Annotated in this window: 13 protein-coding genes and 1 riboswitch; of the genes, 10 read left to right on the top strand and 3 right to left on the bottom strand. The window is 68.9% G+C overall.

Features of this window, described 5'->3' with window-relative positions; translation table 11 throughout:
- Window positions 1–6 precede the first annotated feature (6 nt).
- From KOF26_RS04295 to KOF26_RS04280, 4 genes are all read left to right on the top strand, one after another.
- The gene (locus KOF26_RS04295) at window positions 7–435 is read left to right on the top strand and encodes a cupin domain-containing protein (protein ID WP_216320655.1); all 429 of its coding nucleotides are present in this window, start codon (window positions 7–9) and stop codon (window positions 433–435) included.
- A gap of 43 nt (window positions 436–478) precedes the next feature.
- Window positions 479–2,200, top strand: coding sequence for a methyltransferase domain-containing protein (locus KOF26_RS04290; protein ID WP_216320653.1), 1,722 nt, complete (start codon window positions 479–481; stop codon window positions 2,198–2,200).
- Window positions 2,201–2,206: 6 nt separating this feature from the next.
- Window positions 2,207–2,920, top strand: coding sequence for a uracil-DNA glycosylase (ung, locus tag KOF26_RS04285; protein ID WP_216320651.1), 714 nt, complete (start codon window positions 2,207–2,209; stop codon window positions 2,918–2,920).
- A 122-nt stretch (window positions 2,921–3,042) separates the two neighbouring features.
- Window positions 3,043–3,498, top strand: coding sequence for a pyridoxamine 5'-phosphate oxidase family protein (locus KOF26_RS04280; RefSeq protein WP_216320649.1), 456 nt, complete (start codon window positions 3,043–3,045; stop codon window positions 3,496–3,498).
- A 25-nt stretch (window positions 3,499–3,523) separates the two neighbouring features.
- Here the strand turns inward: KOF26_RS04280 and thiC are convergent, their stop codons facing one another.
- From thiC to KOF26_RS17270, 3 genes are all read right to left on the bottom strand, one after another.
- Window positions 3,524–5,362: a phosphomethylpyrimidine synthase ThiC gene (gene thiC, locus KOF26_RS04275; protein WP_216320646.1), complete on the bottom strand. Its 1,839-nt coding sequence runs from the start codon at window positions 5,360–5,362 to the stop codon at window positions 3,524–3,526.
- Between the two features lie 33 nt (window positions 5,363–5,395).
- A riboswitch (TPP riboswitch) is annotated at window positions 5,396–5,503 on the bottom strand.
- A gap of 36 nt (window positions 5,504–5,539) precedes the next feature.
- The gene (locus tag KOF26_RS04270; RefSeq protein ID WP_216320642.1) at window positions 5,540–6,445 is read right to left on the bottom strand and encodes a hypothetical protein; all 906 of its coding nucleotides are present in this window, start codon (window positions 6,443–6,445) and stop codon (window positions 5,540–5,542) included.
- Between the two features lie 87 nt (window positions 6,446–6,532).
- The gene (locus tag KOF26_RS17270) at window positions 6,533–6,658 is read right to left on the bottom strand and encodes a hypothetical protein (RefSeq protein ID WP_301183107.1); all 126 of its coding nucleotides are present in this window, start codon (window positions 6,656–6,658) and stop codon (window positions 6,533–6,535) included.
- A 239-nt stretch (window positions 6,659–6,897) separates the two neighbouring features.
- Between KOF26_RS17270 and crtI the strand changes: the two genes are divergently transcribed.
- From crtI to KOF26_RS04240, 6 genes are all read left to right on the top strand, one after another.
- Window positions 6,898–8,379 (top strand): phytoene desaturase family protein, encoded by a 1,482-nt coding sequence (crtI, locus tag KOF26_RS04265; RefSeq protein ID WP_435876838.1) that lies wholly within the window; start codon window positions 6,898–6,900, stop codon window positions 8,377–8,379.
- Window positions 8,376–8,957 (top strand): LOG family protein, encoded by a 582-nt coding sequence (locus KOF26_RS04260; protein ID WP_216320636.1) that lies wholly within the window; start codon window positions 8,376–8,378, stop codon window positions 8,955–8,957. Before crtI ends, KOF26_RS04260 begins: the two co-directional genes overlap by 4 nt.
- A gap of 81 nt (window positions 8,958–9,038) precedes the next feature.
- Window positions 9,039–9,737, top strand: a complete 699-nt coding sequence (locus tag KOF26_RS04255) for a DUF2490 domain-containing protein (protein ID WP_216320625.1) — start codon at window positions 9,039–9,041, stop codon at window positions 9,735–9,737.
- Between the two features lie 73 nt (window positions 9,738–9,810).
- A complete protein-coding gene (gene sucC, locus KOF26_RS04250) occupies window positions 9,811–11,010 on the top strand; it encodes an ADP-forming succinate--CoA ligase subunit beta (protein ID WP_216320622.1) in 1,200 nt (399 codons plus the stop codon).
- A gap of 127 nt (window positions 11,011–11,137) precedes the next feature.
- Complete coding sequence (locus KOF26_RS04245) at window positions 11,138–11,887, top strand: electron transfer flavoprotein subunit beta/FixA family protein (RefSeq protein WP_216320621.1); 750 nt, start codon at window positions 11,138–11,140, stop codon at window positions 11,885–11,887.
- On the top strand, window positions 11,884–12,813 hold the full coding sequence (locus KOF26_RS04240) for an electron transfer flavoprotein subunit alpha/FixB family protein (protein WP_216320619.1): 930 nt from the start codon (window positions 11,884–11,886) through the stop codon (window positions 12,811–12,813). The genes KOF26_RS04245 and KOF26_RS04240 overlap by 4 nt, the downstream gene beginning before the upstream one ends.
- Window positions 12,814–12,868 lie beyond the last annotated feature (55 nt).

Below are 12,868 nucleotides of genomic sequence, written 5' to 3'. Positions count from 1 at the left end.
GTCGCGATGCAGAAGCTTCGCCAGATCATCGCTGCGCTGGGCCTGACCCAACATCCGGAGGGCGGCTGGTTTCGCGAGACGTGGCGCGCGCCGCTGACCGACGAGGGCCGCTCGGCGGGCACCGCCATCCATTTGCTGCTGGAAGCGGGCGAGACTTCGCATTGGCATCGCATGGATGCCGGCGAATTGTGGCTGTGGCACGCCGGCGCGCCCGTCGCCCTCTCCGCCGCCGCCGGGGACCGCGGGCCGACCACGACGATGATGCTCGGTCCCGAAATCCTCGCCGGCCAGCGGCCGCAGCATTTCGTCGCCGCCGGCGACTGGCGTTCCGCCCATGCCGGATCGGGCTGGGCGCTGCTGAGCTGCGTGGTGGTGCCGGGCTTCGCCTTCTCCGGCTTCACCCGCGCCCCGGCCGGCTGGGCGCCAGGATCCTAGGGTCCGGCTTGCCGCCCGCGATCATTTCGCGCATCGCTCGGCGATGACCTATTTTGGCAACGTCAATCCGGAGCTGCTCCGCTGGGTGCCGCTTGCAGCCGGCCGGGTGCTGGAGCTCGGCTGCGGCGAGGGGGCGCTCGCCGCGGCGTACAAGGCGCGCAATCCGCTCGGCCATTACACCGCCGTCGAAATGCACGGGCCCTCCGCGGATCATGCCGAAACGGTGGTCGATCGGCTGCTGCGCGGCGATTTCGAGGCGATGAGCGACGCCGAGATCACCGGCGGCGAGCCGTTCGACGCGATCGTGCTCGGCGACGTGCTGGAGCATTTCCGCGATGCCGACGCGGTGCTCGCCCGGCTCTACCGGTTGCTTGGCGATGACGGCCATCTCGTGCTCAGCGTGCCGAATGTCGGCCACTGGTCAGCGCTTTACCACCTCATCAACGGGCGCTGGCCGAGCGACGACTCGGGCCTGTTCGACCGCACCCATTTGCGCTTCTTCACGCTGGCGTCGCTCGAGGACGCGCTGGTGCGCGCCGGCTATCGCACGCGCAAGGTGCGCCCGCGCCAGTTTCTGCTCGATCGCGATACCGCGCAGCAGTGGATCGGCCCGCTTGCCGACGTCGCCCGGCATATGGGGCTGGATCGCCAGGCGTTCATTCAGCGCGCCTCGACGCTGCAATATGTCGTCGTCGCGGAGAAGACGGCGCGGCCCGCCGCCCCGCTCGTCCATGTCGAGATCGCCGCCCTCGCCCCGCGCCTGATGGACGTGCGCACCCGCCTGCCGGCCGAACAGCTCCAGTCGGTGCCCGATCTCACCGTCGGCTATCAGGAATCGGAGGCGCGGCTGCCGCACCTCCCGGTGGACGCGCCCAAGGTCCTCGTCATCCAGCGCGCCGCGCCGCGGGACCCGGTGGCCTGGACGGGCACCATCGCCCATGCCGTGCGCCATGGCTGGATCGTCGTCGCCGAGCTGGACGACCACCCCGACCTCATGGCGCGCGTCCACCATCAGCCGGACAGTCCGCTCAAATGGCTGGCGACGGCCGCTGCCCATGCCGTGCAGACCTCGACGCTGCCGCTCGCCCACGCCATCCGCGCGCACAACCACGAGGTCGCCGTCTTTCCCAACACCGCCTTCGCGCTGCCGCCGTTTCCGGAACGTGGCGCGGGACCGGCGCGGGTGTTCTACGGCGCTCTGAATCGCGAGGGGTTCAGCGGCCCCGTCGCCGCCTCGCTGGCGGCGGCGATCGCCGCTCACCCGGACACGGAATTCACCGTCGTCCATGATCGGCGCTTCTTCGAGATGCTGCCCACCGAGCGGAAGCGCTTCCTGCCGGCCCAGCCCTATGACGCCTATCTGGAGGCGATGGCGGCGTGCGACATCGTGCTGATGCCGCTCGAGGGTCTGGAGGCGGAGACGTTCAAGAGCGACATCAAATATGTCGAGGCCGCGTCGCAGGGCGTTGCCGCCATCGCCTCCCCGGCGGTCTATGCCGAGAGCATCCGTGACGGCGAGACCGGCCTTATCGCACAAACGCTGGCCGACTGGGCGCCTCTGCTCACCGGCCTGCTCGACGATCCGGCCCGCCGCCGCGCGCTGGCCCGCGCCGCGTGGGAGGGCGTCCGCGACGCCCGCATGTTCGCCGATCAGGCGCAGGCGCGGGCGGACTGGTATGCCCGGCTGTGGGAGCGGCGCGAGGAGCTGCACGCCGCCCTCGTCGCCCGCCTGCCGGCCCTGCCTCACCGCTTCGGGGAGGGCTAGGCGGCGATGGCCGAGGTCAAACTCCATCCCGGCTGGCTGGAGCCGCTGCGCGCCGAGTTCGACAGCCCCTATATGGCGGCGTTGCGTGCTTTCCTCGTCGCCGAGAAACAGGCCGGCAAGCGCATCTTCCCCCGGGCCAATGAGTGGTTCCGCGCGCTCGACCTGACGCCGCTCGATCAGGTGCGCGTCGTCATCCTCGGCCAGGATCCCTATCACGGCCCCGGCCAGGCGCATGGCCTGTGCTTCTCGGTACGGCCGGATGTCCGCGTGCCGCCGAGCCTGGTCAACATCTACAAGGAGATGGAGGCCGATCTCGGCATCCCGCCGGCCCGTCACGGCTTCCTCGAGCACTGGGCGCGGCAGGGCGTGCTGCTGCTCAACGCGGTGCTGACGGTGCAGATGAGCATGGCCGCATCCCATCAGGGCCGTGGCTGGGAGAAATTCACCGACGCCGTCATCCGCCTCGTCAACGCGCGCGCCGAACCGGTGGTGTTCATGCTGTGGGGCAGCCACGCCCAGAAAAAAGCGGCGTTCGTCGACAGTGTCGAGCGCGGCGGCCGCCATCTGGTGCTGAAGGCGCCGCACCCCTCGCCGCTTTCCGCCCATACCGGCTTCTTCGGCAGCCGCCATTTCTCCAGGGCCAACGCCTTCCTTGAAAGCCTCGGCCAGAAGCCGATCGACTGGCGCCTGCCGGCCGATCCGGGTCCGGCGGCGGGATAGGGTTCGACGCCGATAACGGCAATGGCCGGGATCGCCCCCTGAGGGTTCACACCCTCGGCAGGGCACCCTTCCGCCCGCCCGGCGTTCAAACACTCCCGCTGATGATGGAGAGGAGCCCGAACATGCCGGACCGCAGCCTTGGCGAGATCGCCGAAAAGATGCGCGACATCGACTTCGCGATGCTCTCCACCCGGGCCGAAAACGACGCCATCGCCGCCCGGCCGATGAGCACCAATCGCGACGTCGCCTATGATGGCGACAGCTATTTCTTTACCTGGGCCGGCTCGCATATGGTCGCCGACATCACCCGCGACGCCCGCGTCGGGTTGAGCTTCCAGGGCAAGGCCGGCATCTTCGGCCAGCGACCGTTCTTCGTATCGGTGGAAGGGGACGCCGAGATCATCCGCGACAAGGCGCGCTTCGCCGAGCATTGGACCAAGGACCTCGATCGCTGGTTCGAGCAGGGCCCCGACACGCCCGGCATCGCGATGATCAAAGTCCACGCCACTCGCATCCATTACTGGGACGGCGAGGACGAGGGCGAGGTGCTGCTGACCGCGGCGGGCGCGGCGGCCTGACCGGCCGCCAGCGCCCGCCCGCGCCTCACTCCGCGGCCGGCAGGTAGATCTCGCTGCCCTTTTCGCGGAACTTCTCGCTCATCTCGGCCATGCCGGCCTCGGCGGCGAGGAAGCTGTCGGCGGGCGCGTTCTGCTTCGCGGCGAAGTCACGAACCTCCTGCGTGATCTTCATCGAGCAGAATTTCGGCCCGCACATCGAGCAGAAGTGCGCCGTCTTGGCGCCTTCCGCCGGCAGCGTCTGGTCGTGATATTGCTCGGCCGTCTCGGGGTCGAGCGACAGGTTGAACTGATCGCGCCAGCGGAACTCGAAGCGCGCGAGGCTGAGCGCGTCGTCGCGCACCTTGGCGGCGGGATGGCCCTTGGCGAGATCGGCGGCATGGGCGGCGAGCTTGTAGGTGACGACCCCCACCTTCACGTCGTCGCGATCCGGCAGGCCGAGATGCTCCTTCGGCGTCACGTAGCAGAGCATCGCCGTGCCGAACCAGCCGATCATCGCCGCCCCGATCGCCGAGGTGATATGGTCGTAGCCCGGCGCGATGTCGGTGGTCAGCGGCCCGAGCGTGTAGAAGGGCGCCTCGCCGCACGCCTCGAGCTGCTTGTCCATATTGGCCTTGATCTTGTGCATCGGCACATGGCCGGGGCCTTCGATCATCACCTGGCAATCATGCTTCCACGCGATCTGGGTAAGCTCGCCCAGCGTCACCAGCTCGGAGAATTGCGCCTCGTCATTGGCGTCGGCGATCGAGCCGGGGCGGAGGCCATCGCCCAGCGAGAAGGCCACGTCATAGGCCTTCATGATCTCGCAGATCTCCTCGAAGCGCTCGTAGAGGAAGCTCTCCTTGTGGTGCGCGAGGCACCATTTGGCCATGATCGAGCCGCCGCGGCTGACGATGCCGGTCACCCGCTTCGCCGTCATCGGGATGAACGGCAGGCGCACGCCGGCATGGATGGTAAAATAATCCACGCCCTGCTCGGCCTGCTCGATCAGCGTGTCGCGGAATATCTCCCAGCTGAGGTCCTCGGCGATGCCGCCGACCTTCTCCAGCGCCTGGTAGATCGGCACGGTGCCGATCGGAACGGGCGAGTTGCGCAGGATCCATTCGCGCGTGTCGTGGATGTTGCGGCCGGTCGAGAGGTCCATCACCGTGTCCGCGCCCCAGCGGATCGCCCACACCATCTTGTCGACTTCGTTGGCGACATCCGAGGCGACGGCGGAATTGCCGATATTGGCATTGATCTTGACGAGGAAATTGCGGCCGATCGCCATCGGCTCGCTTTCCGGGTGATTGATGTTGGCAGGGATGATGGCGCGGCCGCGCGCCACTTCGTCGCGGACGAATTCGGGCGTCACGAAATCCGGGATCGCGGCGCCGAAATCCTGCCCGTCGCGGACATGATCGGCGAGCCGCGCGCGGCCGAGATTCTCGCGCTCCGCGACATATTCCATTTCGGGGGTGATGATGCCGCGCCGCGCATAATGCATCTGGGTGACATTGCCGCCGGCCACCGCGCGCAACGGCCGCGGGCGGACGCGGGGAAAGGGCGGGACGCCGCCGGAACGGTCCGGCCCGAGCTGGCCATTATCCTCCGGCTTCACGGCGCGGGCGGGATATTCCTCGACGTCGCCGCGGCCGCGAATCCAGTCGCGGCGAAGCTCCGGCAGGCCGGCCATGATGTCGATCTGGGCAGCAGGATCGCTATAGGGGCCTGAGGTGTCGTAGACGCGCACCGGCGCCTCGCCGGAGCCCGGCTCCAGCGAAATCTCGCGCATCGCGACGCGATACGGGCCGACATGGATCTTGGCCGAGCCGCGGATCGGCCCGGTGGTGACGCGCATCTCGGTACGGGCGGGGATATCGGCCATCGCGCAAGCTCTCCAAATGACGGGATGGAGAGCGGGCGGCCCGATCTCCCTCCCTACGCCGGTGTCAACCGGATCAGGTTCGACGGGTCGCGGCCGGATCGCCGCCTCTCAACCGCGCGCGCGGTCCCCCGGGGATGGCATGATTGTAGGCCCACCGGGCCGGCCTGCCAAGCGCCGTTACCTGGCGGTGCCCCGTGCGGCGCGAACCACCGCCCACACCGCGCCGAACAGCGCGGCGAGCCCGGTCAGCGCGGCGGTCGCCAGCTTCAGCCAGCCCGGCACCGCGTCCAGCCAGTCGTGCAGCTTGTCGGCGGTGCTGAGCTTGACGTCGATCACCTGGTTGCGGGTGGTGCTGCGCAGCGGATAATGGCGGCCATCGGCGGTGACCCCCTCGACCACGGTCTTGAGGGTGAGGACGTGGCGCTCGCCCTTCTCCGCGGTGACATCCCATTCCCAGGTCGTCTGGTCGCCGATGAACAGCTCCTGCTGCTCGGCGGAGCGGGCCTTGATCGCGAAGCCCTCGCCGGTCAGCGTCGCGCGCATATAGCGGCCGACCACCGGCTGGTAGCTGACCACTTTGCCGGGAAGCTGGCCGACCGTGTCGGACGGAGACACCGGCCGCACCGGCCGCACGCGCGCCGGCTCGGGCCGGTTGTGGCCGGCAGCGGCGTTGGAGATCGCCTCGCCAACGTCGGGAGTGCCGATCGCGGCGATGTCGTTGGAGCCGGCAGCGACATTGTCCGGCGTCATCTCCCCGGGCTCGGCCGGTGGCGGCGCGAAGCCGATGGCCAGTTGCAGCGTCACCGTCTTGCCGCGATACATGGGCTCGGGCGCGTTGAAGGCGGCGACGCCCTGCCGCGCCTGATCGGCGACGGCGGTGAGGTCGTCGCAATCCTGCTGGCTGATGCGGCGCCCGACCTCCGGGCAGAAAACCAGCGCGCCCGGAGGCGGCGGCGGCGGAGGCGGCGGCACTGCGTCCGCACTGTCCTCGGCAGACACGTTCTCGACAGCGCCGTTCGATTCGGAATTGCAGCCTGCGACGAGCAGCAGCATCAGGACAGGCACCAACCCGCGCATCTTCATGATGCACCCCCTCAGCGACCCCGCGCCCTTATAGCATGACGGCCGGCCCCGCCAAAATGGAGCCGGCCGTGGGCCGTCGCCGCCCCATCAGGCGACGAGCGTGGACGTGCTGCGATAGCTATAGGCCATCTCCACCGGAGCGGCCGAGAAGAGGACGGTCATGGTGGTGGCGGCGAGCGCGACGAGGCCGGCCGCGAGCGAACGGAAGAACATGGCTGATTTCCTTGATCTGCGATGAAACGGCCGTTCTCCGCCGGCCGTCGATTGCGGCCGTTTAGGCGGTGTGCCGGCCGCGGCACCCATTGCTCGACGAAGCCGGGCAATCCGTCGCCCAAGGCGCGACCCTGCCGCCTCGTTGCGCGTTCGTCGTGCGTTGGCGCATGCGCGTCCCTTGTGGGCAGCCCGCCTGATCCGCTAGTCCCGGGCAGGCGCGGGGTGATGGAATGGACCGGATGAAGAGGGCTGCCGTCATCGGTGCGGGCTTCGGTGGCCTGGCGCTGGCCATCCGCCTCCAGGCGGCGGGCATCGCCACCACCGTGATCGAGGCGCGCGACCGGCCCGGCGGCATGGTCCGCGGCAGCGCCCGGCAGGGCTTCAGCTTCGACGACGGGCCTGCCACGCTCACCGACCCGCAGGCGATACACGCGCTATGGGCGCTGAGCGGCCATGATCTCGCCCGCGACGTCGAGCTGCTGCCGGTCACGCCCTTCTCCCGGCTGATGTGGCCGGATGGCACCCGTTTCGACCTCTCCGACGACGACCCGGCGATGATCCGCGAGATCGGCGCGCTCCGCCCGGAAGATGCCGGCGGCTATCGCCGCTTCCTCGGCTATGCCGCCGCCGTGTCGCGCGATGTCCGCGACGGGCTAGGGCCGCATGCCTTCGACGATCGCGCCGGGCTGGCCCGGGCGGCGGCGCTGCTCGCGCGGCATCAGGCATGGCGGCCGCTCCACGCGCTCGCCTCGCGCTTCGTCAGGGACGAGCATCTGCGCGAGGCGCTCAGCATCCAGGCGCTGCAGGCCGGCGGCAACCCGATGACGGCGAGCGCGCTCTACGCCTGGCTCCACAAGCTGGAGCGCGACGGCGGCGTCTGGTTTCCGCGCGGCGGCATGCAGGCGCTGGCCCTGGCGATGGCCCGCCTGTTCGAGCGGCTCGGCGGCACGCTGATGCTCGGCGATGCGGCCGTCGAGATCGAGACCCGCGGCGATTGCGCCACCGGCGTGCGCACGGCGAGCGGCTGGCAGGCCGATTTCGACGCGGTCGCCTCCAACGCCGATGTCGTGGCGAGCTATGCGCGCCTGCTCGGCCACACCCATCGCGGCCGCAAGGCGGCCGACCGGCTGGCCCGGCGGCGCTTCGCCCCGTCCGCCTTCGTGGTGCATTTCGGCATCGAGGGAATCTGGCCCGGCATCCCCCACCACAGCATCCTGTTCGGCCCGCGCTATGCCGGGCTGTTCCGCGACATCTACGAGCATGGGGTGCTGTCGGCAGATGCCCTCATCCATCTCTATCATCCAAGTGTCACCGATCCCGGCCTCGCACTCGAGGGCATGTCGAGCTTCACCGCGCTGGTGCCGGTGCCGCATCTCGGCAAGCTCCCGATCGACTGGGATGGCGAGGGCGAGGCCTACGCGACCCGCATTCTCGATCATGTCGAGAGCCGGCTGATCCATGGCCTCCGCGACCGGCTGGTCACCCGCGCCCATGTCACGCCTGCCGATCTCGGCCGCGACGTCTCGGCGCATCTCGGCTCGGCGTGGAGCCTGGAGCCGCGGCTCAGCCAGTCCGGCTGGCTGCGCGTCCATCATCGCGACGACGCCATCCCCAATCTCTATTTCGTCGGCGCGGGAACCCATCCCGGCGCCGGCATCCCCGCCGTGATCGCGTCCGCGCAGGCGACGGCGCAGCTGATGCTGGAGGAATCGCACCCGTGAAGCGCATCGCAGTCTATTGCGGGTCGGCGACGCCCGCCGATCCGGTGTACATCGACAGCGCCCGCGCGGTCGGCCGGTCGCTCGCCGAGCGCGGCATCGGCATCGTCTATGGCGGCGGCCGGCTCGGCCTGATGGGCGCCGTGGCGGACGCGGCGCTGGCGGCGGGGGGCGAGGTGATCGGCGTCATCCCCGAGGCGCTGGTCAACGGCGAGGTGGCGCATACCGGCCTCACCCGGCTCGACATCGTCGCGACCATGCACGCCCGCAAACAGGCGTTCACCGATCTTTGCGACGGCTTCATCACCCTCCCCGGCGGCACCGGCACGATGGACGAATTGTGGGAGGCGATGAGCTGGGCGCAGCTCGGCTATCATGCCAAGCCGGTCGGCCTGCTCAACGTCGCCGGCTTTTATGACGGGCTGATCGCCTTCGCGGCGACCATGGCCGGGACCGGGTTCGTCCGCCCGCAGCATCGCGGCATCCTGATCGCCGCCGACACGCTCGACGAACTGCTCCAGCGCATGACGGCCTATGAGCCGCACGAGACGATCTTCGCGATGCGCCGCGACCAACTTTGAAACATTATTCGGTGCGCTTCGCCGCTAGGAGGACGCATCGCTTCTGCCCGGGCGATTGGTTCATGCCCAAGCGGAGCGCCCATGTCCTCGACCCTGCCGGTTTTTTCCCTCACCCGCGCGACGGCGGCGGCGTTCGCCTGCCTCGCCGCGCCGGCCTTGGCCGGCACCAGTGAAGACGCCCAGCTCTGGGCCAACGCGACGCTGATGGGGTCGCTCAAGGGCCGGCTCTCCTACTTCGCCGAAATCCAGGGGCGGATGGGCGACGATGCCGGCCGGCTGCATCAATTGCTGCTCAGGCCGGCGATCGGCTGGAAATTCTCGGACGCGCTGACCGTCTATGGCGGCTATGCGCATATCATGCTGCCCGGCCGCCACGGGCAGGACCGCAACGAGGAACGGCTGTTCACCCAGATCAGCTGGACGCTCGGCAATATCGCCGGGGGCACCCTCTCCTCGCGCACCCGGCTCGAGCATCGCCGCCTGTCCAATGGCGGCGACACCGGCTGGCGGGCGCGCGAGATGATCCGCTATGTCCATCCGGTGGCCGGCCCGAAGGCACCGCGCGCGCTGGTCTGGTCGGAGCCGTTCGTCGCCCTCAACGACACCGATTGGGGCGCCCGCGGCGGCTTCGACCAGATCCGCACCTTCGCCGGCGTCGAGCTGCCCCTGGCCGGCCGCTCGACGATCGAGCTCGGCTATCTGAACCAGCTGATCAACGATCCCGGCGGACGCAAGCGGATGAACCACGTCGCCTCCGTCACCCTGTTCGCGCGGCCTTGAGCCTTTGCCTGCGGGCAGAATCATGCTTTAGGCCCCCGCGAACCCTCCTTTTGCCAATCGGAGTCCGCCGGACATGAACATCCACGAATATCAGGCCAAGGAACTGCTCGCGAAGTTCGGCGCTCCGATCCCGGCCGGCCATGCGGCGCTCACCGTTGAAGAGGCGGTGAAGGCGGCCGAATCGCTGCCCGGCCCGCTTTACGTGGTGAAGGCGCAGATTCACGCCGGCGGCCGCGGCAAGGGCAAGTTCAAGGGCGCCGCCGCGGACGCCAAGGGCGGCGTCCGCCTCGCCAGGACGATCGAGGACGTGCGCAAGAACGCCGGCGAAATGCTCGGCCAGACGCTGGTCACGATCCAGACCGGCGAGGCCGGCAAGGAAGTGAACCGCCTCTACGTCACCGACGGCGCCGACATCGCCAGGGAATATTATCTCTCGATGCTGGTCGATCGCGCCACCGGCCGCATCGCCGTCGTCGCCTCGACCGAGGGCGGCATGGACATCGAGACCGTCGCGCACGACACGCCGGAGAAGATCACCACCATCACCATCGATCCGGCCGAGGGCTTCCAGCCGCATCACGGCCGCGCCGTCGCCTTCGCGCTGAAGCTGAAGGGCGACCTCAACAAGCAGGCGGTCAAGGTCACCGAGCAGCTCTACAACGCCTTCGTCGCCACCGACATGTCGATGCTGGAGGTGAACCCGCTGGTCGAGACCACGGACGGCAAGCTGCTCGTCCTCGACGCCAAGGTGTCGTTCGATTCCAACGCGCTCTATCGCCACCCCGACGTGCTGGCGCTGCGCGACCTGACCGAGGAAGACCCGATGGAGGTCGAGGCGTCGAAGTACGACCTCGCCTATATCAAGCTGGACGGCAATATCGGCTGCATGGTCAACGGCGCCGGCCTCGCCATGGCGACGATGGACATCATCAAGCTCAATGGCGCCTTCCCGGCCAACTTCCTCGATGTCGGCGGTGGCGCCAGCAAGGAGAAGGTGACGGCGGCGTTCAAGATCATCCTCAGCGATCCCGCGGTCGAGGGCATCCTCGTCAATATCTTCGGCGGCATCATGCGCTGCGACATCATCGCCGAGGGCATCATCGCCGCGGCGAAGGAAGTGAACCTGTCGGTGCCGCTGGTCGTGCGGCTGGAAGGCACCAACGTCCAGCAGGGCAAGGACATCCTCGCCGCCTCCGGCCTGCCGATCGTCTCGGCGGACGATCTAGGCGATGCCGCCCGCAAGATCGTCGCGCAGGTGAAGAAGGCCGCCTGATCCAGAGACATGGCGTGCCCCGGACTTCGCAAGTCCGGGGTTCGCAGTTTCGCAAGTCCACAATTGCCATGGGCGCCCCGGCGGGGGAATGCGGCGTCGGACTGGCTGAATATAGGAACCGGCTGCGATGAAGCTCCTGGTGCCCGTGAAGCGGGTGATCGACTATAATGTGAAGCCGCGGGTCAAGGCGGACGGGTCGGGCGTGGAACTGGCCAACGTCAAGATGTCGATGAACCCGTTCGACGAGATCGCCGTCGAAGAGGCGATCCGCCTTAAGGAGAAGGGCGCCGCCACCGAGGTGGTGGTGGTCTCGATCGGCCCGGCCAAGGCGCAGGAGACGCTGCGCACCGCGCTCGCCATGGGTGCCGATCGCGCCATCCTCGTCCAGACCGACGATGCGGTCGAGCCGCTCGCCGTCGCCAAGATACTGAAGGCGGTCGCCGAGGGGGAACAGCCCGGCCTCATCATCCTCGGCAAGCAGGCGATCGACGACGATTCCAACCAGACCGGGCAGATGCTCGCCGCCCTGATGGGCCGCCCGCAGGGCACGTTCGCGAGCAAGGTCGAGCTAGCGGGCGACGCCGTGACGGTGACGCGCGAAGTCGATGGCGGGCTCGAGACGGTCAGCCTCAGGACGCCGGCGATCGTCACCACCGATCTGCGTCTCAACGAGCCGCGCTACGCCTCGCTGCCCAACATCATGAAGGCCAAGTCCAAGCCCTTGGCCACCAGGGCGCCGGCTGATTACGGCGTCGACACCACGCCCCGCCTGCAGACGCTGACTGTCGCCGAGCCGCCCCGGAGGCAGGCCGGCGAGAAGGTCGCAGATGTGGACGCGCTGGTCGCGAAGCTCAAGGCGCTGGGAGTAACGCCGTGAAGTCTCTGGTTCTGGTCGAGCACGACAATGCGGTCGTGAAGGACGCCACGCTCGCCGCGGTGACCGCCGCGGGCAAGCTGGGCGAGGTCCATCTGCTGGTCGCCGGCCAAGGCTGCGGCGCGGTGGCCGAAGCGGCGGCGAGGATCGCCGGTGTCGCCAAGGTCCATGTCGCCGATGACGCCGCCTATGGCCATCAGCTGGCCGAGAATGTCGCGCCGCTGGTCGTCGCGCTGATGGCCGATCACGATGCGCTGGTGGCGCCGGCCACCTCCTCCGGCAAGAACATCGCGCCGCGCGTCGCCGCCCTGCTCGACGTCGCGATGGTCTCGGAGATCCTGTCGGTCGAGAGCGCCGACACGTTCACGCGGCCGATCTATGCCGGCAACGCCATCGCCACCGTCAAGGCGCCTGCCGGCAAGCTCGTGCTGACGGTGCGCGGCACGGCCTTCGCGAAGGCCGCCGCCGAAGGGGGCAGCGCCGCCGTCGAGGCGGTGTCGGGTCCGGGCGATGCCGGCCTGTCGAGCTTCGTCGGCCAGGAGGTCTCCGCCTCCGAGCGGCCGGAGCTGACGTCGGCCAAGATCATCGTTTCGGGCGGCCGCGCGCTCGGCTCGTCCGAGCAGTTCGAGCAGGTGATCGAGCCGCTGGCCGACAAGCTCGGCGCGGCGGTCGGCGCGAGCCGGGCCGCGGTCGACGCCGGCTATGTGCCGAACGACTATCAGGTCGGCCAGACCGGCAAGATCGTCGCCCCCGAGCTCTACATCGCCGTCGGTATTTCCGGCGCGATCCAGCATCTCGCCGGCATGAAGGATTCCAAGACGATCGTCGCCATCAACAAGGACGAGGACGCGCCGATCTTCCAGATCGCCGATATCGGCCTGGTCGGCGATCTTTTCCAGATCGTGCCGGAGCTGACCGCGAAGCTGTGAACCGCGCAAATTCCGCGGTTTTGCGACGAATGGAGGGGGCCTGGCGCCAAGCGGG

Source organism: Sphingomonas quercus (assembly GCF_018863195.1).
GTDB classification, from domain to species: domain Bacteria; phylum Pseudomonadota; class Alphaproteobacteria; order Sphingomonadales; family Sphingomonadaceae; genus Solisphingomonas; species Solisphingomonas quercus.
This window is presented reverse-complemented; position numbering and strand designations above follow the sequence as displayed.

What these genes read in the sequence shown, in the direction of transcription:
- KOF26_RS04290 (WP_216320653.1), top strand. Translation starts at nt 479, where the DNA reads ATGACCTATTTTGGCAACGTCAATCCGGAGCTGCTCCGCTGGGTGCCG.
- KOF26_RS17270 (WP_301183107.1), bottom strand. Translation starts at nt 6,658, where the DNA reads ATGTTCTTCCGTTCGCTCGCGGCCGGCCTCGTCGCGCTCGCCGCCACC.
- thiC (WP_216320646.1), bottom strand. Translation starts at nt 5,362, where the DNA reads ATGGCCGATATCCCCGCCCGTACCGAGATGCGCGTCACCACCGGGCCG.
- sucC (WP_216320622.1), top strand. Translation starts at nt 9,811, where the DNA reads ATGAACATCCACGAATATCAGGCCAAGGAACTGCTCGCGAAGTTCGGC.
- KOF26_RS04280 (WP_216320649.1), top strand. Translation starts at nt 3,043, where the DNA reads ATGCCGGACCGCAGCCTTGGCGAGATCGCCGAAAAGATGCGCGACATC.
- crtI (WP_435876838.1), top strand. Translation starts at nt 6,898, where the DNA reads ATGAAGAGGGCTGCCGTCATCGGTGCGGGCTTCGGTGGCCTGGCGCTG.
- ung (WP_216320651.1), top strand. Translation starts at nt 2,207, where the DNA reads ATGGCCGAGGTCAAACTCCATCCCGGCTGGCTGGAGCCGCTGCGCGCC.
- KOF26_RS04295 (WP_216320655.1), top strand. Translation starts at nt 7, where the DNA reads ATGCAGAAGCTTCGCCAGATCATCGCTGCGCTGGGCCTGACCCAACAT.
- KOF26_RS04255 (WP_216320625.1), top strand. Translation starts at nt 9,039, where the DNA reads ATGTCCTCGACCCTGCCGGTTTTTTCCCTCACCCGCGCGACGGCGGCG.
- KOF26_RS04270 (WP_216320642.1), bottom strand. Translation starts at nt 6,445, where the DNA reads ATGAAGATGCGCGGGTTGGTGCCTGTCCTGATGCTGCTGCTCGTCGCA.
- KOF26_RS04245 (WP_216320621.1), top strand. Translation starts at nt 11,138, where the DNA reads ATGAAGCTCCTGGTGCCCGTGAAGCGGGTGATCGACTATAATGTGAAG.